Origin of the sequence: Exiguobacterium sp. s16 (assembly GCF_018618115.1) — a bacterium.
GTDB classification, from domain to species: domain Bacteria; phylum Bacillota; class Bacilli; order Exiguobacteriales; family Exiguobacteriaceae; genus Exiguobacterium; species Exiguobacterium mexicanum_A.
In genome coordinates, this window is the sequence record NZ_JACSLM010000003.1 from 301,764 (window position 1) to 324,908 (window position 23,145).

The 23,145-nt window shown below is 52.1% G+C and carries 20 protein-coding genes; 11 read left to right on the forward strand and 9 right to left on the reverse strand.

From position 1 onward, the window contains the following. Positions 1 to 10 precede the first annotated feature (10 nt). Positions 11 to 1,324, forward strand: a complete 1,314-nt coding sequence (locus KNP86_RS08550) for an ABC transporter substrate-binding protein (protein ID WP_483298409.1) — start codon at positions 11 to 13, stop codon at positions 1,322 to 1,324. 1 nt (position 1,325) lies between these two features. Next, positions 1,326 to 2,015, forward strand: a complete 690-nt coding sequence (locus KNP86_RS08555; RefSeq protein ID WP_214753734.1) for a glycerophosphodiester phosphodiesterase — start codon at positions 1,326 to 1,328, stop codon at positions 2,013 to 2,015. 35 nt (positions 2,016 to 2,050) lie between these two features. On the opposite strand, the gene KNP86_RS08560 is transcribed toward KNP86_RS08555, so the two are convergent. Next, entirely contained in the window at positions 2,051 to 3,328 is a 1,278-nt protein-coding gene (locus KNP86_RS08560) for a glycoside hydrolase family 32 protein (protein ID WP_034779178.1), read from the reverse strand. After that, complete coding sequence (locus KNP86_RS08565) at positions 3,325 to 5,664, reverse strand: glycoside hydrolase family 65 protein (protein WP_084592924.1); 2,340 nt, start codon at positions 5,662 to 5,664, stop codon at positions 3,325 to 3,327. Before KNP86_RS08565 ends, KNP86_RS08560 begins: the two co-directional genes overlap by 4 nt. A gap of 171 nt (positions 5,665 to 5,835) precedes the next feature. Between KNP86_RS08565 and KNP86_RS08570 the strand changes: the two genes are divergently transcribed. After that, positions 5,836 to 6,549 (forward strand): DUF1189 domain-containing protein, encoded by a 714-nt coding sequence (locus tag KNP86_RS08570; protein WP_034779176.1) that lies wholly within the window; start codon positions 5,836 to 5,838, stop codon positions 6,547 to 6,549. On the opposite strand, the gene KNP86_RS08575 is transcribed toward KNP86_RS08570, so the two are convergent. Beyond that, positions 6,550 to 7,566, reverse strand: a complete 1,017-nt coding sequence (locus KNP86_RS08575; protein ID WP_034779173.1) for a LacI family DNA-binding transcriptional regulator — start codon at positions 7,564 to 7,566, stop codon at positions 6,550 to 6,552. Positions 7,567 to 7,796: 230 nt separating this feature from the next. Here KNP86_RS08575 and KNP86_RS08580 point away from each other — a divergent pair, with 230 nt between their 5' ends. From KNP86_RS08580 to KNP86_RS08600, 5 genes are read left to right on the forward strand one after another with little or no spacing between them, the layout of a single operon-like run. Beyond that, positions 7,797 to 9,074, forward strand: a complete 1,278-nt coding sequence (locus KNP86_RS08580) for an ABC transporter substrate-binding protein (RefSeq protein ID WP_214753736.1) — start codon at positions 7,797 to 7,799, stop codon at positions 9,072 to 9,074. 60 nt (positions 9,075 to 9,134) lie between these two features. After that, positions 9,135 to 10,100: a carbohydrate ABC transporter permease gene (locus KNP86_RS08585; protein WP_034779170.1), complete on the forward strand. Its 966-nt coding sequence runs from the start codon at positions 9,135 to 9,137 to the stop codon at positions 10,098 to 10,100. Positions 10,101 to 10,112: 12 nt separating this feature from the next. Continuing rightward, entirely contained in the window at positions 10,113 to 10,937 is an 825-nt protein-coding gene (locus KNP86_RS08590) for a carbohydrate ABC transporter permease (protein ID WP_084592872.1), read from the forward strand. 11 nt (positions 10,938 to 10,948) lie between these two features. After that, complete coding sequence (gene pgmB / locus KNP86_RS08595) at positions 10,949 to 11,599, forward strand: beta-phosphoglucomutase (protein WP_034779166.1); 651 nt, start codon at positions 10,949 to 10,951, stop codon at positions 11,597 to 11,599. 55 nt (positions 11,600 to 11,654) lie between these two features. Then, positions 11,655 to 13,268 carry an alpha,alpha-phosphotrehalase gene (locus tag KNP86_RS08600; RefSeq protein ID WP_214753738.1) on the forward strand — a complete coding sequence of 538 codons (1,614 nt, stop codon included), beginning with the start codon at positions 11,655 to 11,657 and terminating at the stop codon, positions 13,266 to 13,268. An 11-nt stretch (positions 13,269 to 13,279) separates the two neighbouring features. Here the strand turns inward: KNP86_RS08600 and KNP86_RS08605 are convergent, their stop codons facing one another. Both KNP86_RS08605 and KNP86_RS08610 read right to left on the reverse strand, forming a co-directional pair. After that, the gene (locus KNP86_RS08605) at positions 13,280 to 13,432 is read right to left on the reverse strand and encodes a hypothetical protein (RefSeq protein ID WP_214753850.1); all 153 of its coding nucleotides are present in this window, start codon (positions 13,430 to 13,432) and stop codon (positions 13,280 to 13,282) included. Positions 13,433 to 13,481: 49 nt separating this feature from the next. Further along, positions 13,482 to 13,628: a hypothetical protein gene (locus KNP86_RS08610; RefSeq protein WP_167491745.1), complete on the reverse strand. Its 147-nt coding sequence runs from the start codon at positions 13,626 to 13,628 to the stop codon at positions 13,482 to 13,484. Positions 13,629 to 13,874: 246 nt separating this feature from the next. Between KNP86_RS08610 and KNP86_RS08615 the strand changes: the two genes are divergently transcribed. Then, positions 13,875 to 15,317 (forward strand): carbon starvation CstA family protein, encoded by a 1,443-nt coding sequence (locus KNP86_RS08615; protein WP_214753740.1) that lies wholly within the window; start codon positions 13,875 to 13,877, stop codon positions 15,315 to 15,317. Between the two features lie 30 nt (positions 15,318 to 15,347). On the opposite strand, the gene KNP86_RS08620 is transcribed toward KNP86_RS08615, so the two are convergent. The 4 genes from KNP86_RS08620 to KNP86_RS08635 form a co-directional block, all read right to left on the reverse strand. After that, the gene (locus KNP86_RS08620) at positions 15,348 to 16,523 is read right to left on the reverse strand and encodes a sensor histidine kinase (RefSeq protein ID WP_214753742.1); all 1,176 of its coding nucleotides are present in this window, start codon (positions 16,521 to 16,523) and stop codon (positions 15,348 to 15,350) included. 204 nt (positions 16,524 to 16,727) lie between these two features. After that, on the reverse strand, positions 16,728 to 17,444 hold the full coding sequence (locus tag KNP86_RS08625; RefSeq protein WP_214753744.1) for a peptidoglycan DD-metalloendopeptidase family protein: 717 nt from the start codon (positions 17,442 to 17,444) through the stop codon (positions 16,728 to 16,730). 436 nt (positions 17,445 to 17,880) lie between these two features. After that, positions 17,881 to 18,462: a YdhK family protein gene (locus tag KNP86_RS08630; protein WP_029594721.1), complete on the reverse strand. Its 582-nt coding sequence runs from the start codon at positions 18,460 to 18,462 to the stop codon at positions 17,881 to 17,883. A 26-nt stretch (positions 18,463 to 18,488) separates the two neighbouring features. Further along, entirely contained in the window at positions 18,489 to 19,988 is a 1,500-nt protein-coding gene (locus KNP86_RS08635) for a multicopper oxidase family protein (RefSeq protein ID WP_214753746.1), read from the reverse strand. A gap of 283 nt (positions 19,989 to 20,271) precedes the next feature. Between KNP86_RS08635 and KNP86_RS08640 the strand changes: the two genes are divergently transcribed. Continuing rightward, complete coding sequence (locus tag KNP86_RS08640; protein WP_483298410.1) at positions 20,272 to 22,128, forward strand: heavy metal translocating P-type ATPase; 1,857 nt, start codon at positions 20,272 to 20,274, stop codon at positions 22,126 to 22,128. A gap of 59 nt (positions 22,129 to 22,187) precedes the next feature. After that, positions 22,188 to 23,144: a F510_1955 family glycosylhydrolase gene (locus KNP86_RS08645; protein WP_214753748.1), complete on the forward strand. Its 957-nt coding sequence runs from the start codon at positions 22,188 to 22,190 to the stop codon at positions 23,142 to 23,144. Position 23,145: the final 1 nt, after the last annotated feature.

The window sequence follows — 23,145 nt, forward strand, 5'->3', positions numbered from 1 at the left end:
GGGGGAATATATGATGAAAAAGAAAGCGTTATTCGCAGGGTTGGCTAGTTCGGTATTGTTGCTCGGGGCATGTGGCAGTCAAGAAGCGGAAGAGGCCGCGGCGACTACGACGACGGACGGAAAGACGGAAGTCGTGTTTTGGCACGCGATGAGCGGAGACTTAGAGACCGCGCTCAACAACCAAGTCGATGCCTTCAACGAGTCGCAAGAAGAATATGAAGTGAAACCGGTGTTCCAAGGCACGTATGAAGAGGCGCTCACGAAGTTCAACGCCGTCGCAGGGTCACCGGACGCACCGGCCATCATGCAGACGTTCGAGGTCGGCACGAAGTATATGATCGACTCGAACAAAATCACGCCGGTCCAGGAGTTCATCGACAAAGAGGACTTCGATACGAGCGTCTGGGAAGAGAACATCTTGAGCTATTACCAAGTCGACGGCAAGCAGTACTCGATGCCGTTCAACTCGTCGACACCGGTGCTCATCTACAACAAGGATGCGTTCGAAAAAGCGGGACTCGATCCGGAGAAAGCGCCGCGGACGTATGATGAACTGAAGCAGGCGGCGAAGACACTGACGACCGACGGCCAGACCGGCTTCACGATGCTCAACTACGGTTGGTTCTTCGAACAGCTCGTCGCCGCGCAAGGCGGGCTCTACGTCGATAACGACAACGGGCGCAGCGGTGCGCCGACGAAAGCGGTATTCGATGGGGAAGAAGGACAGAACGCCTTCAACTTGATCAAAGAGATGTACGACGAGAAGACGTTCATGAACGTCGGCCAAAACTGGGACGACATGCGTGCCGCCTTCCAATCAGGGAAAGTCGCCATGTATCTCGACTCGTCGGCCGGGATTCGCACCGTCGCGGATAACGCCGACTTCGAGGTCGGGGCATCATACTTGCCGGTGCCGAACGAAGCGGAGCGGGAAGGCGTCATCATCGGTGGAGCCTCGCTCTGGATGGGTGACGGCATCGCCGACGAGACGAAGCAGGGAGCATGGGAGTTCATGAAGTATGCGGCCTCTAAAGAAGCACAGGCTAAATGGCACGTCGAGACGGGCTACTTCGCCATCAATCCGGAGGCGTATGACGAGCCGAGCGTCAAAGAGATGTGGGCCGAATATCCACAACTGAAAGTGACGGTCGATCAATTGAGCGAGACGACAGCCTCACCAGCGACACAAGGAGCGCTCATCTCGACGTTCCCGCAGTCCCGTCAAAGCGTCGTCAACGCCATGGAGAGCCTATACCAAGGCGTATCGGTCGAAGAGGCGTTGAAGCGCGCGGCCGATGAGACGACTTCCACCTTGGGACAATGATATGTTGATTTACGCACATCGCGGCTATAGCGCCAAGTATCCGGAGAACACACTAAGCGCGTTCAAGGCGGCGTTGCCTCACGTCGACGGCATCGAACTCGACGTCCAATTGACGCGCGACGGACGCCTTGTCGTCATCCATGACGAGACGGTCGACCGGACGACGAACGGGAGCGGTTTCGTCAAAGATATGACGCTCCGGCAGCTCCGCTTGCTCCGGACGGAGAGCGGGGAACGAATCCCGACGCTCGAGGAAGTGCTCGTCTTGCTCGAACCGACCGACGTCACGCTCAACATCGAGCTGAAGACGGACCGGTTCGACTATGACGGGATCGAGTATCTGACGTGGCTCGCCGTCACCGAGTTCAAGCTCGAACAACGTGTCGTCTTCTCTTCATTCAATCCAGACACGCTCATCCGATTGCGGGATATCGCCCGTGAGGCGAGGATTGCCGTCCTGACAACTGATGGGCATCCGAATTTGGTTGAATTTGTGGAACGAGTCGGAGCCGAGGCCGTCCACGCCCAGCCGGAGTTTATGGGGACAAGAGACTGGATGACGCTCCGCGAACAAAATCGGTCACTTCGTCTCTACACGATCAATGACCCGAGCGAGTTGCCGGACATGACTGGTGTCGACGCCATCATGACGGACGAGGTCGAGCGGTTTCAATCGATGTCGCGTCATTAAACAACACCCGAGACCAGTGTCTCGGGTGTTGTCGGTTAAAAACGGTGTAAGATTGCTTCTAAGTCACCACGTAGTTGATGGGTGCGTGAAGACGTTGGATAGACGCGGCTCGAGAAGACGAACTCGCCATCGTTCACGAATACCTCCATAGAAGACGCGTCGACGAAAATCCGGAACGTCGTGCCTGTTGCCTGTAGCCGGCGGACATCTGTGCCTCGTGTCAATTCGAGCCAATCGCCTGTTTTCGAGAAAGTAGCGGCGTTCCCGAAACAGTCGAATTGAAAATCGTTTTGCGTCTCGAAGGACAATTCGAACGAATCTCCTTCAAACTTCGGACCAGCCAACACATGACTTTGTTGTCGAAGCGAAATTATCTCTTCAATCGGTGTCATGTATAAACGATTATCCCGAAGCGACAGTTCACGTGGAATCGTCATCTGGTTCGTCCATCCCTCGGCTTGTTCAGGCCACTCGCATTCCCACATCGCATTCCATCCGATTAAAATACGCCGGCCGCGCTCGTCGAGGAACGTTTGAGCCGCGTAAAAGTCATGACCATAATCGAGTTCAGTGAAGGCACCATGCGTAAAATGCGGGAGTTCGAGATCGAGTGTACCCACGAAATACCCACATTGATGTAGGTTATGATACCGGTCACCGTCTGGCTCCATTCCTTGGGGTGATAGGAGCAATACGTCTTGACCGTCAAGCGAGAAGACGTCCGGGCATTCCCACATCCAACCGTGGCGTCCGGTTTCTCCGGCAATGACGCCACGCTCGGACCAATGGATGGCGTCGTCCGATCCATACAAGACGACTTTCCCGTCCGTCGCGTCACGCGTGCCGAGTACCATGTAGAAACGGCCGTCCGCTTCCCATACCTTTGGGTCCCGGACATGGGCGTTTCCCTGTTGCGGGATTTCAGAGATGATAGGATTCTGTGCGGACTTCACGAATGTCACTCCATCGGCGGAAGTGGCGAGACACTGGACTTGACGCAATGTCTCCCGTTTCTCGTCGAGCCATGTGTTGCCCGTGTAGTAGAGATGAAGTACCCCATCTTTCACTAAGGCGCTTCCGGAGAAGACGCCGTCGCGGTCATAGTCATGATCTGGCCGAAGTGCAATCGGTTTATGTTCCCAATGAAGGAGGTCGGTCGATGTGGCGTGTCCCCAGTACATATCGTCCCACTCCACACCGAACGGATGATACTGATAAAACAAATGATAGACACCGTTGAACTGACAGAGTCCGTTCGGGTCGTTCATCCAACCGAAGGGCGGAGCGAAATGGTAACAGGGACGATAGCTCATACGGACAACACTTCACTTGTGAACGTATCCGTGATTTCTCGTTGTTCGCCATATACTTCGATGATGAGCGGTTCGGTCGATGGTGTTCGACGCGTGATGGTGACTTGATCTTGTGACGCGTGAACGTCAAGCGTCTCACCTTTCCAATCGATCGAATACGCGAGGGCGTTCCATGCTTTCGGGAGCATTGGCGAGATGCGCAAGTTTCCGCCTGTCATCCGGACGCCGCCGAAACCGTTGACGACCGCTTGCCAAATCCCACCGAGCGACGCTGCGTGGATGCCTGCGTCGGATGTCTTCATGTTCGGCCCGAGATCGATTTCAGATGCGCGACGGAACAAGTCGTAGGCGAGTTCTTGATCGCCGAGATCAGAGGCGAGGACGCTATGTGTTGAGAGAGAGAGCGACGAGTCATGTAGTGTCTTCGGCTCATAGTACTCCCAGTTGGCACGTTTGACGTCTGCTGGGAACAAGTCTTCGAGCAGGTACATCAAAATCATGACGTCTGCTTGTTTCGATACTTGAATCTCGTTCACTTGCTCAAGGTTGTAGTCGTAGAACATCGAGCCGACGTTTTCTTGATTTTTGTATTTCGTCAAATCGATGATTTCTTTCTGCAAATACGTATCATCTTGTGGCAAGACACCGTCTTCACGGACTTGTGGTAAGTAAATCAAATCGAGGACGTGGCGGAACCGTTCGTCGGCTGTCCTAAGATCTAGTTTTTCGTTCAACCGCTCGTATAGTTCTGGTTTCTCATTGCGGAGCAGTTCCACGTATTCAATCGCTGTTTGGATGTTCCAGTGCGCCGTATAGTTCGTGAACGCGTTGTTGTCGACATGTTCCTTATATTCATCGGGACCGACGACTTGATTGATTTCATAACGACCCTCTGCTTCATCCCACTCAAGTCGGCTCGCCCAGAACTTGGCCGTATCGATGAGCAATTCATAGCCGTAACTGTCCATGAAGTCTTGGTCACCCGTGACATGATAGTATTGCCAAGCCGCGAACGCGATGTCGGACGTGATATGTTGCTCGATAAAGCCAGACCATATTTTTGTGGCTTCCCCGGTCACGATGTCGGCTGCACCCCAGACCGGTGTCACTTCACCGTCGTCGAGCCATGCCGATTCCCAAGGGAACATCGCGCCTTCATATCCGTTCTCTTTCGCTTTTCGGTGCGCTCCTGGCAACGAGAGATAACGATATTCGAGCAAACTACGTGCGATTTTTGGGTTTGTGTACGTGTAGTAAGGCAAGATAAAGATTTCTGTGTCCCAGAATGTATGCCCTTTATAACCTTCACCTGATAAACCTTTCGCCGCGACGTTCATCCGATTGTCATGTTTCGGTGTCATGACTGCCAAATGATATTGGGCGAACCGAACGGCCAACTGATCGAACATTTCTTCTGATTCGATGGTGATCGGTGCGTGCGACCAGACGAGATTGTCCCAAGCATTGACGTGATCGATAAACAAACGGTCATAGCCACGTGCTTCGACTTCGCGCGTCACGCTCAACGCATAGTTTGCAAGTTCTGCTGTTGTGTCCACTGGCAATTCTTGATCACGAGAAGTGAAAACAGTCGAGTATTTCTCGATTGTCAGCGTCTCGTTCGCCGGGATGACGATGTTTGAATAGTCGAAGAAAATTTGGCGACGGTCCATCTTGATGATGGATTTCGGTTCGAATAATTCATGTTGACTGAATCGGTGGACGCTATGGAAAGCAAAGTCGATGCCGGATTCTGTCGTCGTTTGGAGCTGTTGCATGAAACGGCCGTCATAGAGACGTTTGTCGCCTTCTAAAAAGTGTTGGACGCCACTGTTGGTCATTTGTCCATTAATGCCGGATGTCATCGTCAACACGCTCTCTTGCTTTGGTGTGACAGTGACGCGTTGGGCAATGACATGCAAGTTGGCCATCGACACGAAACGACGGAAGACGAGGTCATAGACGTCACCGTCAGGACTTTGCCACGTCACTTCACGTACCAGTTCAGCCTGTTTCAAGTTGAGTGTACGCCGATACGTGAGAATTGTACCTTGGGTGAGGTCAAACCGAATCCCGTTCAATGTAAACTCCATCCACAACACATCCGCCGCGTTCGGAAGTTCCGTCACTTCGTTATTAGCAAATTTATTGAATGTTCCAGCGACGAATAAATTTCGTTGCTCGTTGGCATAGTGTTCCTCCGTAACCGAACGAAGTCCCATATAGCCGTTTCCAAGTGAAAAGACGGCTTCTCCTTTACCGAGCCATTTTGTGCGGAACCCGTCCTCTGAGACGAGCCAATGTTCTAACTCTCCAGTACCAGTCGTATAGTTCATCAGTGTATTCGTCACCTTGTAACCTCCTGTATAATAAAGCGCTTTCTTGATTCGACCCCATTCTATCCGAAACGTTTCGGATATTCAATACTAATTTTCCTTTAATTTCTTTCCTTAGCTTCGAAAACGTGATTAAATGGGGTCAGAAACGTTTTAGAAAAGAGGTTTGACATGGAGCAGGTGATTGCTAGTCTGGGGTTTCAATTCGAAAAGGTACAAGCGTGGAGAAAACAATCAATCTGGAAGTCAATCTTCTATGTGATCATCGCGGTGATGTTGGCGAATGCGTTCGTATTTGGTTTAAAGTGGGTGAACCAATCAAACGAAACGCCAACGAATTTGCCGGCGTTTACAGTCACAGAGGACGGAATTCAATACGAAGAGCCATTCCTATTCAACATGGAAGTGCTGGATTTGGCAGTGATGGTAGGAGAGGAACGTGAAACGGATGCGTTGCAGACGCTCTTGTTGGATGATTCGGGCTGGGTCTTCAAACGTAGCGGTGTCTCGACTGAGTTGAAGGAATACAGTAGCTTACTCGAATTTTTAGGCGAGACGGAATTAACGGAACGAGATGTCGCACGGATTCTCGACGATTTGGAATGGTTCTATCCGCTCTACATTTATGGGGCGATCGTGGTAGACGTATTGATTCATCTCGTCGTCATTTCCTTCCTCGCGCTCGCAGGACTCGGATTCCGTCGCTTCGTGCCGATTCGCTATAAAGAGGCGTGGACGATTACGGCTTATGGCATCACGGCACCTCTGTTAGTGCGAACGGTCATCGCTTTATTGCCGGTCACCGTGCCGATGCTAGCTGTTCTATATTGGGCGACCGTCGGCATCTTTGCGTTTATGACGATACGAAAAATCGGCGATGAATGATCATCGCCGATTTTTCGCGACCGATTCTCTTAGAATCAGCTCGTTATTGACGAACGCCTCGTGCGGCACGTCTTGTCCCTCGACGATATGGACGACCATCGAAGCTGCCTTACGGCCCATCTCATACGGCTGTTGGCCGACAGTTGTGAGGGGCGGGGACACATATTGAGACAATAAGATGTTATCGAACCCGATAATCGACAGGTCTTCCGGCACATTCAAGCCGAGTTCGCGTGTGGCCTGAAGGACACCGAGCGCCATCACGTCGGAAGCGCAGAAGAACGCGGTCACCTCGGGATGGTTCAGCAAAAACGGCAAGGCCGCGCTTTTTGAGGCGAGTTCTTCGAAATCACCGTTCAATACGTAATCGTCACGAAACTCGATCCCGTTCTCTTGAAGCACTTGACGATATGCGTCATATCGGACCGTCGAGACATACGCGTGGGCCGCACCGTTCATGAAGGCGATGTGACGGTGTCCGAGTCGAATCAAATAGCGGACGGCCTGCTTGGCGCTTTCGAGTTGGTTTGAAGTCACGTATCCGGTGTTCACACCTTCGACGGGAATGTCGACTAATACGCAAGGGACTGTGCTCTCGATGGCTTCAAGCAAGTACGGATCATCGCGTTTCAACCCTTGGATGACGACACCGTCAAGCTGGCGTTCGGCGCACATCTGGCCGTATGTCTTATTTTTTTGTTTAGAAGTCGTCGTCGAGAGGAGGACGAACTCGTAATCGAGCATGGACAGCTCGTCCGATACGCCACAGAGCGTCTCGAACAGAAAATTATCTTTCACACTCTCTCGTTTTAAGTCGGTGACGAGAAAACCGATCGTCTTCGATTGTTTCTTAACTAAGCTACGGGCCAGGATGTTTGGGCTGTAGCCGAGCTCTTTCGCGACGCTCATAATTTTGTCCCGCGTCTCTTTGTTCACATCGTCATACCCGTTCAACGCCCGGGACACGGTCGTGACGGAAAAACCTGACGCTTTGGAGACATCTTTCAAAGTGGCCATGGTGGTAAACTCCTTCTCTATGAAAACGTTATGGGTAATGTTCGATTTATGATTTGATATCTATAGTCTAGACGGAGAGTGTAATGTCTGTAAACCTCTAAAAATAAGGGTTTTAAGCCTGTTTAAAAATAACACTTGATTTCCGAAACGTTTCGGGTATAAAATCAGGTTGTGAGTTGAAAGCGGTTACTTTAATTCGAGTTTGATCATCCATAAGGAGGAAATTACACATGAATAAAAAAGTATCAAAGCCATTATCTGTTTTCATGCTATCAGGTCTTGTGTTCACTGCCGCGTGCGGCGGAGAAGAGGAGGCGCAAGTTGCTTCAGACCCGTCTGAGCTTGAAGGGAAAGAAATCACGGTCGGGACGTGGAAAGGGACAGACGCTGAAGTCAAAGCGTTCGATGAATTGCTAGCGGCTTTCACGGACGAGACAGGCATCAAAGTGAAGAAGAAAGTTTATAACGATTATCAAACACAACTTCAAACTGACCTTGTCGGGGGAACGGCACCAGATGTCTTTTATGTCGATGCTTTTCTTGCCCCTGAACTTTCGAAGCAAGGCGTGCTCGAGCCACTCGATCAATATGTAGACCAAACTGAAAAAGATTTGGGCGACTTTTATGAGCCGGCCATCAATGCTTTTAAATCAGAAGATCGGTTGTTCGGGCTACCGAAAGACTATTCAACGCTCGGTCTCTATTATAACAAGAAGATGATTGAGGATGCCGGATTCACAGCGGACGATATTCCGACGGAGATGGAAGAACTTCCTGGGTTCTTGAAAGATTTACAGGGGGAGCTCCCATCTGGTGTGACGCCAGCCATCACATCATCTGAGTTAGCGCGTCATATGTTCGTACTTCAGTCAGGTGGCACAGATATCGTCGATGGAGATGGGAAAGCGGTCTTGTCGCAACAAGATCAAATTGCTGCCTTGCAGCCACTTGTGGATGCCTACCAAGATAAACTTGTTCAACGTCCAGCTGACCTTGGTCAAGGTTGGGCCGGTGACTCGTTCGGGGCTGAAAAAGCTGCCATCATGATTGAAGGGAACTGGGCGATTTCACATATCCAGCAAAACTTCCCGGATGTCGAAATGGGAACGAAAGAAGTCCCGACAATCGGTGGCGATAGCGGTTCAATGATGTTCACTGTATCGTACTCACTCAATAGCGATTCGGAAGAGAAAGCCGCGGGTTGGGAGTTCATTGATTACGCAACATCGAAAGATGGTATGAAAATCTGGTCTGAAGGGGCAGGCGTCCTTCCGTCACTCAAATCAATTGCAGAAGAGCTTAACCTTCAAGACGATGAGTTGAAAGCACCGTTCGTTGCAGCTGGAGCGTATGCGACTCCTTGGCAAAAAGGGGACTCCCTCTCAATCGTTGCCCGTGAATACAACAACTTGTTGCCGGCAGCTCTAAAAGGCGACATGACGCTTGAAGAAGCGATGAAAAAAGCAGAAGAGACAGCGAATAAAGACATCGAGACGCAATTGCAATAAAGAAACAATTGGGCTCGCGTAACCGCGCGAGCCTCGTTGTGTTCGGAGAGGGAGGATCATATGGGCACACAGCTCGAAATCAATCGGCGTACGGATGCGGCATCGCAAGCACCACCGCCTAAAAAGAAAAAAGGTAGTGAGCGCAACCGTCGTGAATCGATGCAGGGCATCACGTTCATGTTGCCGACGCTGATCATCTTAGTGACATTCACGTTACTTCCGATTGCGTACTCGCTGTTCTTGTCGTTTACGCGCGTCAATTTATTTGGCGGCATCGATTTCCAATGGGTCGGCTTTGATAACTACGTCAACGCGTGGAACGATGACCGGGTCTGGACCGCATTGAAAAATACGTTCCGATATGCGTTGTTCGTCGTGCCGATTCAAACGGCGATTGCCCTGTTGATGGCTGCCGTCCTTAATTCAGGGATTCGGTTCCAAAACACGTTCCGGACGATTTACTTCTTGCCGACACTCACATCGAGTTCGGCGCTCACGATGATTTTCATGTTCTTATTCAGTTTGAACGGTCCAATCAACAACGTCCTCGTCAGCCTTGGGTTTCTCGAGGCACCCGTCAACTTCATCAACGAGACCGACTTTGCGCTCACGACCATCATGGTCATGAACATCTGGTCGACGGTCCCGTTCTTCATGACCATTTATTTGGCGGGACTGCAAGATATTCCATCGTCACTCTATGAAGCGGCGTCACTTGACGGGGCGAACGCGTGGCAGAAATTGATGAAGATCACGGTGCCGAACTTGACGCCGGTCACAAACTACGTCTTATTGATGGGGATTATCGGTTGCTTCCAGTTGTTCGATCAGGCATATATCATCTCCGGAGGGACCGGGGGACCGAACAATGCGACGCTCACCTTCTCGCTCATCATCTATCAATATGCGTTCAAGACGATTGGGACGATGGGCTATGCGTCAGCGCTCGCAATCATCTTGACGGTCATCATCTTCACAGTGTCGATGCTTGCCCGTAAGTTGAACAAGGAAGAATCCAACTATTAAGGAGGAATGGATATGAAAAAGAAAAAATGGCCGCGTATCGTGATGTACGTCATTCTCATTTCCTACGCGCTCGTCACACTGTATCCATTCCTATGGGCAGTGCTCGCATCGTTCAAACCGTATAGTGAGATTGTGGCCGGGGGACTGACGCTTTGGCCGGAAAACCCGACACTCGCCAATTTTGAACATATCTTTACGAAAGATCCACTGTTCCCGCGATGGATCCTAAACTCGTTTTTAATTGCGACGGTCGGGACAATCGTGAACGTCATCTTCAACACGATGGCGGGTTATTCACTCGCGCGGCTTCGGTTCCCGGGACGGAACTACTTATTCCTCTTGATTCTCGCAGTCATGATGGTACCGGGACAGATTTTGCTCATCCCGAACTATTTGATTATGCGCTCGCTCGGGATTCTCGATACGTATTCTGCCTTGATTATTCCCGGGGCAATCAACTTCGCGTACATCTTCTTGATGCGACAGTTCTTCATCAACTTCCCGCGCGAAGTCGAAGAAGCGGCACAAGTCGATGGCCTTAACCGGTTTCAGACGTTTTGGCGCATCGTTTTCCCGATGGCAAAAGCCTCGGTCGCGACGCAAGCCGTCTTCGTATTCCTTGGCTTCTGGAACGAGTTCTTAAAACCGCTCCTCTACATCACGTCGCCCGAGAAATACACGCTTACGCTCGGACTACAGTCGTTCCAAAGTCAAAACGCGACACAGTGGAACTACATCATGGCGGCTTCAGTCGTCAGTATCATTCCAATCATCATTTTGTATATCCTACTGAATAAGTACTTCATGCAAGGGTTGCGAATCGGTGGGGACAAATAAGGAGATTGACGATGAAAGCTTTTATTTTTGATTTAGACGGTGTGATCACCGATAGTGCCGAATATCATTATTTGGCTTGGAAGGCACTCGGCGAAGACCTCGGCATCCCGTTTGACCGTGAGTTCAATGAGACGCTCAAAGGCGTCAGCCGGACCGAATCGCTCGAACGGATCCTTCGCCATGGAGGCCGAGAGAACGATTTTTCACCCGAAGAGAAGGAGCGACTCGCTACGAAAAAGAATGAACATTATGTCTCGCTCATCTCGAAGATTACGAGCGATGATATTCTGCCAGGAGTCGAGGCGTTTTTAAGCGAACTAAAAGAGGCAGGCTATAAGATTGGGATGGCGTCGGCGTCAAAGAACGCTCACATGGTGACACGTCAACTCGGTTTGCTCCATGCGTTTGATCATATCGTCGATGCGGCAACCGTCGTGGACTCGAAACCACATCCGGAAGTGTTCTTGAAAGCAGCCGAAGCGCTAGCTGTCGAGCCGAAGGACTGTGTCGGTGTGGAAGATGCGGTCGCGGGGGTTGAAGCGATCCATGCGGCTGGGATGTTTGCCGTCGGCATCGGAGATCCGGCCGTGTTGACCGAGGCCGATCTCGTTTTCACAGACACGACCGGTCTCACGCTCGACAACGTCTTGACACGGATTTAAAAAACAAAGCCTCGAGTGGTGATGCTCGAGGCATTTTTGATGAGGAGGAGATCGAATGAAGCGAACATGGTGGAAAGAGGCCGTCGTGTATCAAGTGTACTGGCGTAGTTTCCTCGACACGAACGGGGATGGATACGGTGATTTAGAAGGGGTGCGCCGAAAGTTGCCGTACATCAAAGAACTCGGGGCAGACGTCGTGTGGCTGAACCCATTCTATGTCTCACCGGATAAAGACAACGGCTATGATATCGCCGACTACTACCAAGTCATGAACAAGGCGGGCACGATGAAGGACTTCGAGCTTTTGCTTCAGGAAGCACACGCCATCGGGCTCAAGGTCATTCTAGACCTCGTCGTCAATCATACATCTGATCAGCATGCATGGTTTTTAGAGGCGAAAGCATCGGTCGACTCACCAAAACGAGACTATTACATCTGGCATGACCCGGTAGACGGAAAAGCACCAAACAACTGGCGCTCGTACTTTGCGCCGTCGTGCTGGGAGTATCATGCGGAGAGCGGGCAATATTATTACCATTCATTCGCCGTCGAACAACCGGATTTGAACTGGGAAAACGCGGAGTTGCGACACGAGATTTATAAGATGATGCGCTTTTGGCTCGATCAAGGCATCGATGGGTTCCGGATGGACGTCATCAACTTGCTCGCGAAACGGAAAGATTTGTCGGATGTCGCTAATCCATATGACTTGAGTTACTTGGCGAATAATCCGGGCATCCACGAGTACCTTCAAGAGATGCATGAGGAAGTGTTGCGGCACTATGACTGCATGACAGTTGGTGAAATTCCATTCGTGACGCCAGCAGAAGGAGCACTCTATGTCGACGAGGCTCGCCATGAACTCGATACACTGTTCCATTTCCAAATCGCCGACGAAATGCCGACATGGGATATGTTGCGGTTCAAAGCGATTCAACGCGATTGGTATGAAGGGTTGAAAGGGCGGGGCTGGAACTCGCAGTTCTTGAACAACCACGATCACACACGGCAAGTAACGCGTTACGGGAATGACGGGGAGCATCGTGTCGCCTCGGCCAAGCTACTTGCCACGCTCACGCATACACTCCCGGGCATGCCGTACATTTATCAAGGGGAAGAGATCGGGATGACCGGCGTCACGTTCGAATCGATTGACGATTACCAAGATATCGCCATGAAGAATCGTTATGTGGAAGAAGTAAGTAAAGGAAGAGAGGCAAAAGAGGTGTTGGCGAGCCTGCAACTGCTCAGCCGTGATAACTCCCGGACACCGATGCAGTGGAACGCCCAGTCCGAATCCGGTTTCACAGACGGCACCCCATGGATGACGGTTAACCCGAACTATGTCGAACTGAACGTCGAGGCGGACTTAGCGCGAGAAGATTCCGTCTTCCGTTACTATCAACAGCTGATTCAACTGCGAAAATCGCATGAGGCACTCGTGTATGGCGACTTTACAGACTTGCTCCCGCAAGACGAGTCGTTGCATCTGTATGAACGTACATTAGGGGACGAACGGTTCGTTATCGTCCTGAATCATTCGGATGATTCCCATGCACTTCCGATTACGACAGAGGGATACGACCTCGTGTTGCATAACCTCATCAATGACACTGATCAACTGTTGCCGCACGAGGCGCGGGTATACATGACAAAGCCCGCTCAATGAAGCGGGCTTTGTCATGTCTTCTTCGGCGAATCACTAAAAGCGAAATACATCCCGACGCCAATCGCGAGCCCAATCAAGTAGTTGTCGAGGGCGATGGCTAACGAGACACCGATTGCGAGGGCGAGCGGGAAGGCATAGCTGCCGGTCGTCTGTTTATTGGACATGGAGAACTCCTCCTTTGTCCAATTTGTACGGGTGTCGCCTCAAAAAGTTTCAAGCTTTCTTCTTCGTCCCTTGGAACGCGAAGAACATCGCGATGCCGATCCCGAGTCCGAGCCACCAGTTATCGAACAACAAGCCGAAGATGAGGACAAAGGCGACGGCGACCGGGAGTGCTAAAAATCCACGTTGACGTTTCACGAAAATCATCCTTTCTGCTTCTCTCTGTTCGACTGTTCCCGGTTTCGAATCATTTCATTCTAAAAGCAAGCGTTTTCATGAAAACGGCTCAACGTCAACGTTTGTCTAAACGATGAACAGTTATATTTTCATGTGAAATTGTGAGCAAAATCATCTATTCAACAGCCGAGGACCCTGCTATATTAATCATGTGATATATTTCACATGAAGAAATCATAAATAACTTATATATAGGAGGACCACTCGATGGTTACATTTTTCATTGCTTTAGGATTATTATTGCTCGGTTATCTCGTCTACGGCCGGTACGTCGAGAAGACGTTCGGTATCAAAGAAGAGCGGACGACGCCCGCCTATGCGTCACAGGACGGCGTCGACTACGTGCCGATGGGGACGAAGCGCAACTCGATGATTCAACTGTTGAACATCGCCGGGGTCGGTCCGATCTTCGGGCCGATCATGGGTGCCTTGTATGGCCCGGTCGCATTCCTGTGGATCGTGCTCGGTTCCATCTTCGCCGGCGCGGTGCATGACTATTTGACCGGGATGATCTCGCTTCGCAACAACGGGGCGCACTTGCCGCAGCTTGCCGAGAAGTTCCTCGGTCGGTCGCTCCGCCACGTCGTCAACGGCTTCGCGTTGCTGTTACTGCTCTTAGTCGGGACCGTGTTCGTCACGTCACCGGCCAATATGATCAACAACTTGTTCGACGGCACCGGCTCGACGCTCGCCATCGTCACGTTCGGCATCTTTGCCTACTACATCTTGGCGACACTGCTCCCGGTCGATAAAATCATCGGCCGCATCTATCCGTTCTTCGGGGCGCTTCTGTTGTTGAGCGCCGTCGGCATCGCCGTCAGTCTATTCACGCAAGGCTATCAAATCCCGGAGATGACGTTGACGAACATGCATCCGGACGGCTTACCGCTCTGGCCGCTCATCTTCTTCACCATCTCGTGCGGGGCACTGTCAGGCTTCCATGCCACTCAGTCGCCGATTATCTCACGGACGACGATGAAAGAGAGCAACGGTCGCAGCATCTTTTACGGCATGATGATCGTCGAAGCGATCATCGCCATGATCTGGGCGGCTGCCGCCATGGCCATCTTCGAGCCGGGTGAACTGCTCGCCATGATCAATGCCGGCACGCCGGCGCTCGTCGTCCAAGAAGTGGCGACGCTCATGCTCGGTAGCATCGGCGGCACGCTCGCCATCCTCGGTGTCATCGTCTTGCCGATCACGTCAGGCGACACGGCGTTCCGGAGTGCCCGCATGATCATCGCCGACTACTTGAACATCGTCCAGAAGAAGTTCACGTCACGGTTGTGGATCGCGCTTCCGCTCTTCGTCTTGTCGTTCATCTTGACGAAAGTCGACTTCCGTCTGTTGTGGCAATACTTCAACTGGGCCAACCAGACGACGGCGGTCATCGCTTTGTTCGTCGGTGCGACGTATCTGTATATCAAAGGACGGAACTACTGGATCGCCTTGTTGCCGGGAACGTTCATGTTGTATGTCGTCTGGTTCTACATTTTGACGGCACCGATTGGCTTCAAGATGGACGGGGTGCTCCCGTATATTTTGGCCACAATCGGCACGGTCACACTGTTCGGCTTGTTCTTCCGCCACGCGAAAGCGATGCGTGAACAAGGGCTCGAGTGCGACATATCAAGCGATCAAGCAGCATGACAAAAGGGTTTGGCCTCGGCCAAACCCTTTTTAGTCGGTTGTCTCTTGTTCCGTGAGCAGTGTCGTACTCGTTGTGCTGTGGGAATACAGATAGATGGAGAACGTCGTTCCTTCTCCGTACACTGAGTCGGCGTGAATGCCCCAACCGTGTGCCTCGGCGATCCGTTTGCAGATGCGGAGGCCGAGCCCGGTCCCTTTGATCGGACGGTGGGCGTCCGAGTCGACGCGGTAGTATTCGTCGAACACGTACGGGATGGCGTCGCTCGGGATGCCGATCCCCGTGTCCCGTACCGACAGGACGTACGTGTCGCCCTCGGTCGTCATCTCGACATAGACCGTGCCGCCGTCCGGAGAGTACTTAATGGCGTTGCCAATCAAGTTGTGAAGCAACTGCAACAGTTTTTCCTCGTCGGCCTCGATCGTCACGTCGTCGGCTGACAAGATGACGTCGTGCTGGGGAGAAGTCGCCTTGTAGTGGGCGACGACGTCCTCTAGCACCGGTCGCAAGGCGAACGTCGACATCGATAACAGTTCTTCGGAATAGTTCACCCGCTGATAGTCGAGGAAGTTGTCCACGAGGCGCTCGAGCCGCTCGGCTTCCCGTTTGACGAGCGTCAACATCCCGTGCGTCTTGTCGTTGTCGCTATGCTGGTACATGAGCAGTTCGGCGTAGCCGTTGATGGCTGTGAGCGGGGAGCGGAACTCGTGGGACAGCTCGGCGAGGAAGGCATCCTTCTGTTCCTCGAATCGGATCGAGTCGGTGATGTCGCGCCACATGATGAACACGCCACGCGGGGTGTGCGTGAAGTTCGAAATGACTTGCATCGTCCGCTCGCCGATGCGGAGTGACTTCGCATCCATGCTCGGGCAACAGCCGAACCGGTTCGTCAACAGCTCATCCCAAAACAGCGTCAAGTCGGTCATATCGGCCCCGTTCCGCTCGAGCGTCTCATAAAAGAAACGGGTCATATCGTCCATGCTTGGAAAGCGACGGGTCTCCATCGACGGACAGATGGCACGGAGCTGTTCATTCGAATACAGATGGTTCCGTGTGAAGTCGATATAGCAGACGGCATCCTGCACCTCTTCGACGAGCGAGGCGATCGGGAAGGCGTGAGGGGAGCGGGCGCGCTTCGTCACGACGGATCGACTGCTCGCGGACCGTCCATGATTTCGCCGTGCCGGATAAAATGACTTTCGATTCATGAGAGAACCTCCTTTCCATCAAAGGTTATATTATGAAAGTAAGTAAGTGCGTAGCATTCCCATTCATTATACGATATTCCGCCTTAATTCCCTATACCACCCATGGGCCTAGCTAAAAACCGGTCATGATCGGGACACTTGGACGATTCGGTCTCGATTCTAGGAAAAAACGCCTCCCTCGAGGATGCGAGGAAGGCGTCAGGCTTAGAAGAACGTGTATGGGTTGACGCTATTGGCAGCCGTTGAGCTGCTATAGACGTATTTGTTTTTATGGACCTCGAAGTGGAGATGGTTCCCGAACGAGTTGCCGGTGTTGCCGACCGTACCGATTTTCCCACCCTTGGCGACCTTCTGTCCTTTGACGACGTTCAAGCGGTCCAAGTGGGCGTAGACGGTCGTATAGGCTTGACCGTTGATCGTGTGTGAAACCATGACGTGGTTGCCGTAGGCGCCGTAGTTCCGGGCGACGATGACTTGGCCGTATGCTGCCGACTGAACCGTCGTGCCTTTGGCGGCCGCCAAATCGATGCCGTTATGGAACGTGTAGCCATATTTTCCGCTCGCCGGGCCGTACCCTTGCGTCAACGTACCTTTTGTCGGCATGAGGAGCTTGCCCGCTGTCGCCGTTTGGAGTGATGTGCTGCTATATTTTTTTACATATGTACTCGAGACGTATTTTGTACTGCCGTTATAATTGATTTTCGTCCATGAACCGGTCGCGCCGAGATAGGTGAACGTTTGGCCGAGTTTGACACTGCCGACTTTTTGGTAAGACGTCGATGGGCCGCTCCGCACGTTCAGGACATTCGTCGTGACTTTGACTTTATACGATGTAGCTGCCTCTACCGGTGTCGAAGCGGGAAGTGTCAAGCCGGAAACAAGAAGGGCGCCTAATGTAATCGTCATTAGTTGTTTTTTCATAGTATGGTAAATCCTTTCAATTATGTAACAATGCGACAGAACAATGATAATTACCTTACAAAAAAATTTTACCATCAAAAAATAGATTCTAATATGTCATTTATATTTCAAAAAAGTATAATCGTTATGAAAACGACAGTGTAGTGGGAAAAGTCGAGTTGTACCAACGTAATTGAGACATACAACGTTTTGTTGGTAAAAGAATATATGCCTAATATTCAAAAAAACTCCGATTTCTCATAGTTTAGCTTTTGAAAAACAGGGTAATTTTAATTAGTTTGGCCTAAATAAAAAAGACCGATGAGAATCAGCCGTTTTTGTCAGTCCTTTCCTTGAAGTGCTTCCTCTATACATAAGAAAAACCGAGGCATGCGCCCCGGTTTAGCGTGTCTGCCCTTACGGAGAAGGCGTGATCACGTTCAGATGAATATTTCGATTATGGTGCCGACAGTTCTTCCTCGGTGACCCATTTATGATTGGTCACTTCTTCACCTGATTCTAACGTGAAGTCGACCATATAGACGGTCGTCTTTTCAGCCGAATCGACGGTTGCCGTCGTGCCGCCCATTCCTTCCATATGTTCAGCCTCGACATCGATCTCATCGCCGACCTCATATGGTTCGGTCGTGGCGTTTTTGACTTCTTCATGGATAATCCATTTATGGTCTTCGATACGTTCACCCCCATGCGTCGGATCATACGAGATGCTGTATACGACCGTGTCGTAAGCACCGACAATCGTCGCTTCGGCTCCTTCCATACCTGGCATATGGGCTTCTGTGATGATGGCCGTGTCACCGACCGCGAACGTCGGGTTCTCCGCTGACTTCAAGCCTTCGGGGACGTCACCAGACCCGGACATATCCATTCCTGAATGGTCGTTTCCGTCCATCGTCTCTTCCATCTGGTCATTCATGTTCGTGTCATTGTTCGTCGTTTCATCTTCGCCGCAAGCAACGAGCAAACCGCTCAGTGAGAGTGCCATCGTCATCATTCCAAGTTTTTTGTTTATCTTCATTCCTATTCCCTCCAATTAACGTGTGATTAGTTTACTTTCAACTGTCCCATCATCCCGTTTTCTTCATGTTCCAGGATGTGGCAGTGATACATGAACGTCCCTGTCTCCCGAAACGTCATTTCAATTTTTACTTTTTCGCCCGGTGCGACAGCGACCGTATCTTTCCAACCGCGTTCGTTGTCAGGCGGGGGTTGGCCGTCCCGTTCAAGTATCCGGAATTGGACGCCGTGGACGTGGAACGGGTGGGTCATCCCGCCCATCATGTCTTCTCGATTATAAATTTCCCATATCTCGGTCGAACCTTGTTGGACATTGATGTCGATTCGATCGGGATCGAATTGTTTGCCGTCAATCGACACCATGTTGCCCATCCCGAACAACGTGAGGCGTCGGTCGGCAACGCTTGATTCGTTAGACGCAGACGTTCCGTCAAAGGCATCGCTCCATTCGCCGTCTTGATCGACCTCGTCACGCACCGTGAACGTCGTGAACGGAATCCCATCCGCTTGAAGAGCGAGATCGTCTCCGAGCGACAAGTCTGAGAAGTCGATTAATATCTCGGCACGTTCGCTAGGTGTGAGCGTCAACGTTTTGAGTGGTACGGGTTTGTCGAGCAACCCGCCGTCGGTCGCGATTTGAGTGAATGACGATCCGTTCGATAATGAGAAGTCGATGTTCCGAGCGTTAGAGCCGTTAACGAGACGGACGCGTAACGTGTTCGTGGTCACGTCGAACGTCGTATTGATGGCACCGTTCGCAATCAACGTATCGCCGACCGTCCCATCGACGTTCATCTGGCGATCGTAATCGAGTTGTCCGTCGTCTGTGAAGAGACGGTCTTGGACGATGAGCGGAATGTCATCGACACCGTACTCGTTTGGCAACCCGTTCTCCGCTTGGTCCGTTACGTACAAGAGTCCGGCCAGACCAAGGTATACTTGTTCGGCCGTTGCGCCCATCGGATGCGGATGGAACCAAAGCGTGCCCGGTTCTTGGTCAACCTCGAGACGAACTTGTTTTTGCTCACCGGGGCCAATCAGTTGGTGCGGTCCGCCGTCTTCTTCTCCAGGGATGACGAGACCGTGCCAATGGAAAGAGGTCGGTTCGGCGAGCTGATTGATCGTGTCGATATACACGGTCTTCCCAGCTGGCAACTCAATCATTGGGCCGAGTAAAGTCCCGTTATAGCCAAGCGTCTCGGTGTTGACGCCTTCGTCGAAGAAGCGATGCTCGCCACGTTCAGTGCGGACCGTATAATAAAGCGCCTCGTCTGTGACGCGGTCAGGTTGTAGCCGTTTCGGAATCGGAAGCGGTTGAGCTGGTTCGTCGGAGGTGATGAGGTCAATCGTGTTCCCACGTCCCATCCCACCATTGCCGTGCATCATGCCGCCATTGTCCCGATCTCCCATGAATGCTCCGTTTCCCATCATCCAGCCTCCAGGAGCGAACGTGAACAACAGGAGGAGCAGTCCAATCACGATACTTACGATAACCATCCCGATAATCCATTTCATGACGCGGTTCATAAGGCATCATCCTTTCTAGTTAAAGCGAGAACCTATTTAGTTATACCAACAACTTATGAAATTTTTGTTAAACGGGAAATTTAGTTTTTATATACTGCATAGGGGTATATGGTATACATAGGAGGTGGTCAACGTGGAACATTCACACCACGCGTCATCTCATCATGAACACGGAGAAGCGCATGACTCGCACGCCGGCGGACATGAAGGGATGATTGAAGAGTATAAGCGTCGATTTTTCGTCTCGTTAGGACTGACGATTCCAATCCTCATCTTGTCGGACATGATTCAAGAGTGGGCCGGTTTCGAACTTACGTTTACTTATGAAAAGCAGACGCTATTCGTGTTGGCGACGATCGTGTACGTCTATGGAGGGTGGCCGTTTTTGAAAGGGAGCATCGACGAATTGCGTCAACGAAACCCGGGGATGATGATGCTGATTGGACTGGCCATCAGCGTCGCGTACTTCTATAGTGTCGCTATCGTGTTCGGGTATGGGCATGGACATGACTTCTTTTGGGAGTTGGCGACGTTGATCGTGATCATGTTGCTCGGGCATTGGATTGAGATGCGTTCCATCATGGGCGCCTCGAACGCGTTGCAACAGCTCGTTCGACTCTTGCCGAGTGTGGCGCACCGCATCAACGGGAGTGACATCGAAGACGTTCCCGTCTCGGCGCTCGCTGCGGGGGATTTGATTCTCGTCAAGCCGGGCGAGCAGATCCCTGTCGACGGGGAGTTGCTGAAAGGACGGACGACGGTCGATGAGTCGATGCTGACGGGTGAATCGATGCCTGTCGAGAAAGAAACGGGAGATGTCGTCATCGCCGGGTCGATCAACCAGGAGGGCAGTATGACGATCGCAACGACGAGCACGGGGGAGAGCACATACTTGTCGAAAGTCATCGACTTGGTCAAAGAAGCGCAGGAATCCAAATCGAAAACGCAAAATTTGGCCAATCGGGCCGCCAAGCTGTTGTTCTATATCGCCGTCGGGGCGGGTGTGCTGACGTTCGTCATTTGGCTCGCTCTCGGTTACCCGGTCAGTATGGCCATCGAGCGAATGGTCACCGTCATGGTCATCTCGTGTCCGCACGCGCTCGGTCTCGCATCTCCGCTCGTCGTGGCGGTCTCGACGGCACTTTCCGCGAAGCGAGGGCTATTGATTCGAAACCGGACCCAGTTCGAAGAGGCACGTCATCTCGATGCGGTCATCTTCGATAAGACGGGCACGCTGACGCAAGGCGATTTCGGGGTGACGGACATTGAAGCCGCATCCTCGTATACGAACGATGAAGTGTTGCGTCTGGCTGCCGCCGTCGAGACGGCGTCGCAACATCCGCTCGCACGAGGGATTCTTCGCGAAGCGGAAGAGCGAGGTTTGACGTTACCTGAGGTCGTCGATTTCGACTCCATCACCGGCGTCGGTCTAGAAGGTCGCGTGAATGGGGCACACGTTCAAGTCGTCAGTCCTCGTTTTATTCGCGAGCACGAGCTCTCGATCGATGAAGCGGCGTTCGATCAGTTGTCCGCCGCCGGCAAGACCGTCGTCTTCGCGCTTCGCGACGGAGAGTTGGTCGGCATGATCGCCTTGGCGGACATGGTTCGCGATGAAGCGAAAGAGACGGTCCGAGCGTTGAGAGAGCGCGGTGTGCGCTCGATCATGCTCACCGGAGATAATCGAAAAGTGGCTGCTTGGGTCGCGTCGCAACTTCACATCGATGAAGTGTACGCAGAAGTGCTACCGGATGATAAATCACGGCAAGTCCAAACCGTCCAAGCCGATGGCAGCAAAGTGGCGATGGTCGGGGACGGCATCAACGACGCACCGGCCTTGGCCCAAGCGGATGTCGGGATCGCCATCGGGAGCGGGACCGACGTCGCTGTCGAGACGGCCGATATCGTCCTTGTCCGGAGCAACCCGAAAGACGTGCTATCGATTCTCGACTTGTCTCGCAACACGTACAACAAGATGATTCAGAATCTGTGGTGGGCCGCCGGCTATAACATCGTCGCCATCCCGCTCGCAGCGGGCGTGTTGGCACCGCTCGGCCTCATCTTGTCCCCGGCCGTCGGTGCGGTGCTCATGAGCCTCAGTACGGTCATCGTCGCGCTCAATGCCCGGACGCTCAAGCTTTAACAATTCTTTCATCTTTAGTCTCTATAATGAGTAGGATGCTAAAGATGGAGGGAACTAGAATGAAACGAAAGCTATTCGTACCGATGTTCGTGACGACCGTATTACTTGCCTCGTGCGGTGCGGGTCCGACAGAGGATCAGACCACTGCACCGGTTGTTGAGAAAGAGAAATCGACAACGGAACAGACGACAGACCGCTGGGAAGCGACAGCAGCAGGCACCGAAGTCTCCCATATTCACGGTGCCGGTTTTTGGCAAGACGGACGCCCGGTCATCGCGACGCATACGGGACTGATGGAATTCAGGGAAGACGGCTGGTACGAGTTGTCGTCGAACCGGCATGACTATATGGGCTTTGAGCTCGTCGCGGATGGCTTTTACGCGAGCGGTCACCCGGCGCAGGATTCGCCGTATAAGAATCCGCTCGGCGTCGTCCGTGGAACCGAGAAAGGCGAGACGCTCGAAATTCGTTCGCTAGAGGGCGAGGCCGATTTTCACTATATGAGTGCGGGCTTCGAATCCGAGAGCCTTTACGTGTATTTAGAACAAGCGACAAAAGAGCTCGCACCAGGTTTTTATCGTTCGCTCGACGGCGGTGTCTCGTTTGAGTCGATGAAAATGGACGGGATCGAAGGTCGTGGCATCGCCGGTATCACGGCCGATGCGAGCGAAGCGAAACGTGTCTTCGTCTATGGACCGGATGGCATCCTCGTTTCAGACGACGGGGGAGATACGTTCGAACCGTTCAATGATCAAGGGAATATCGTCACCATGACCGCGGCAAAAGGACGACTGGCGTATATCGCTAAAACAGGTACCTCGTTCGATCTTGTGGTCTCGGATTTGACCGACGAGACGGAGACGTCCGTCGACTTGCCGTCGATGAGCGCTGACAACGTCCCGATTGAACTCGTGATGGAAGCGGAACGATTGTTGCTGGCGACGTCGGACAACAGTGTGTACGTCTTCGAAGACGAGGGATGGACGCAACTGTTGAAAGCGGGGAAGATGAACTGAA

What these genes read in the sequence shown, in the direction of transcription:
- KNP86_RS08550 (WP_483298409.1), top strand. Translation starts at nt 11, where the DNA reads ATGATGAAAAAGAAAGCGTTATTCGCAGGGTTGGCTAGTTCGGTATTG.
- KNP86_RS08555 (WP_214753734.1), top strand. Translation starts at nt 1,326, where the DNA reads ATGTTGATTTACGCACATCGCGGCTATAGCGCCAAGTATCCGGAGAAC.
- KNP86_RS08560 (WP_034779178.1), bottom strand. Translation starts at nt 3,328, where the DNA reads ATGAGCTATCGTCCCTGTTACCATTTCGCTCCGCCCTTCGGTTGGATG.
- KNP86_RS08565 (WP_084592924.1), bottom strand. Translation starts at nt 5,664, where the DNA reads ATGAACTATACGACTGGTACTGGAGAGTTAGAACATTGGCTCGTCTCA.
- KNP86_RS08570 (WP_034779176.1), top strand. Translation starts at nt 5,836, where the DNA reads ATGGAGCAGGTGATTGCTAGTCTGGGGTTTCAATTCGAAAAGGTACAA.
- KNP86_RS08575 (WP_034779173.1), bottom strand. Translation starts at nt 7,566, where the DNA reads ATGGCCACTTTGAAAGATGTCTCCAAAGCGTCAGGTTTTTCCGTCACG.
- KNP86_RS08580 (WP_214753736.1), top strand. Translation starts at nt 7,797, where the DNA reads ATGAATAAAAAAGTATCAAAGCCATTATCTGTTTTCATGCTATCAGGT.
- KNP86_RS08585 (WP_034779170.1), top strand. Translation starts at nt 9,135, where the DNA reads ATGGGCACACAGCTCGAAATCAATCGGCGTACGGATGCGGCATCGCAA.
- KNP86_RS08590 (WP_084592872.1), top strand. Translation starts at nt 10,113, where the DNA reads ATGAAAAAGAAAAAATGGCCGCGTATCGTGATGTACGTCATTCTCATT.
- pgmB (WP_034779166.1), top strand. Translation starts at nt 10,949, where the DNA reads ATGAAAGCTTTTATTTTTGATTTAGACGGTGTGATCACCGATAGTGCC.
- KNP86_RS08600 (WP_214753738.1), top strand. Translation starts at nt 11,655, where the DNA reads ATGAAGCGAACATGGTGGAAAGAGGCCGTCGTGTATCAAGTGTACTGG.
- KNP86_RS08605 (WP_214753850.1), bottom strand. Translation starts at nt 13,432, where the DNA reads ATGTCCAATAAACAGACGACCGGCAGCTATGCCTTCCCGCTCGCCCTC.
- KNP86_RS08615 (WP_214753740.1), top strand. Translation starts at nt 13,875, where the DNA reads ATGGTTACATTTTTCATTGCTTTAGGATTATTATTGCTCGGTTATCTC.
- KNP86_RS08620 (WP_214753742.1), bottom strand. Translation starts at nt 16,523, where the DNA reads ATGAATCGAAAGTCATTTTATCCGGCACGGCGAAATCATGGACGGTCC.
- KNP86_RS08625 (WP_214753744.1), bottom strand. Translation starts at nt 17,444, where the DNA reads ATGAAAAAACAACTAATGACGATTACATTAGGCGCCCTTCTTGTTTCC.
- KNP86_RS08630 (WP_029594721.1), bottom strand. Translation starts at nt 18,462, where the DNA reads ATGAAGATAAACAAAAAACTTGGAATGATGACGATGGCACTCTCACTG.
- KNP86_RS08635 (WP_214753746.1), bottom strand. Translation starts at nt 19,988, where the DNA reads ATGAACCGCGTCATGAAATGGATTATCGGGATGGTTATCGTAAGTATC.
- KNP86_RS08640 (WP_483298410.1), top strand. Translation starts at nt 20,272, where the DNA reads ATGATTCAAGAGTGGGCCGGTTTCGAACTTACGTTTACTTATGAAAAG.
- KNP86_RS08645 (WP_214753748.1), top strand. Translation starts at nt 22,188, where the DNA reads ATGAAACGAAAGCTATTCGTACCGATGTTCGTGACGACCGTATTACTT.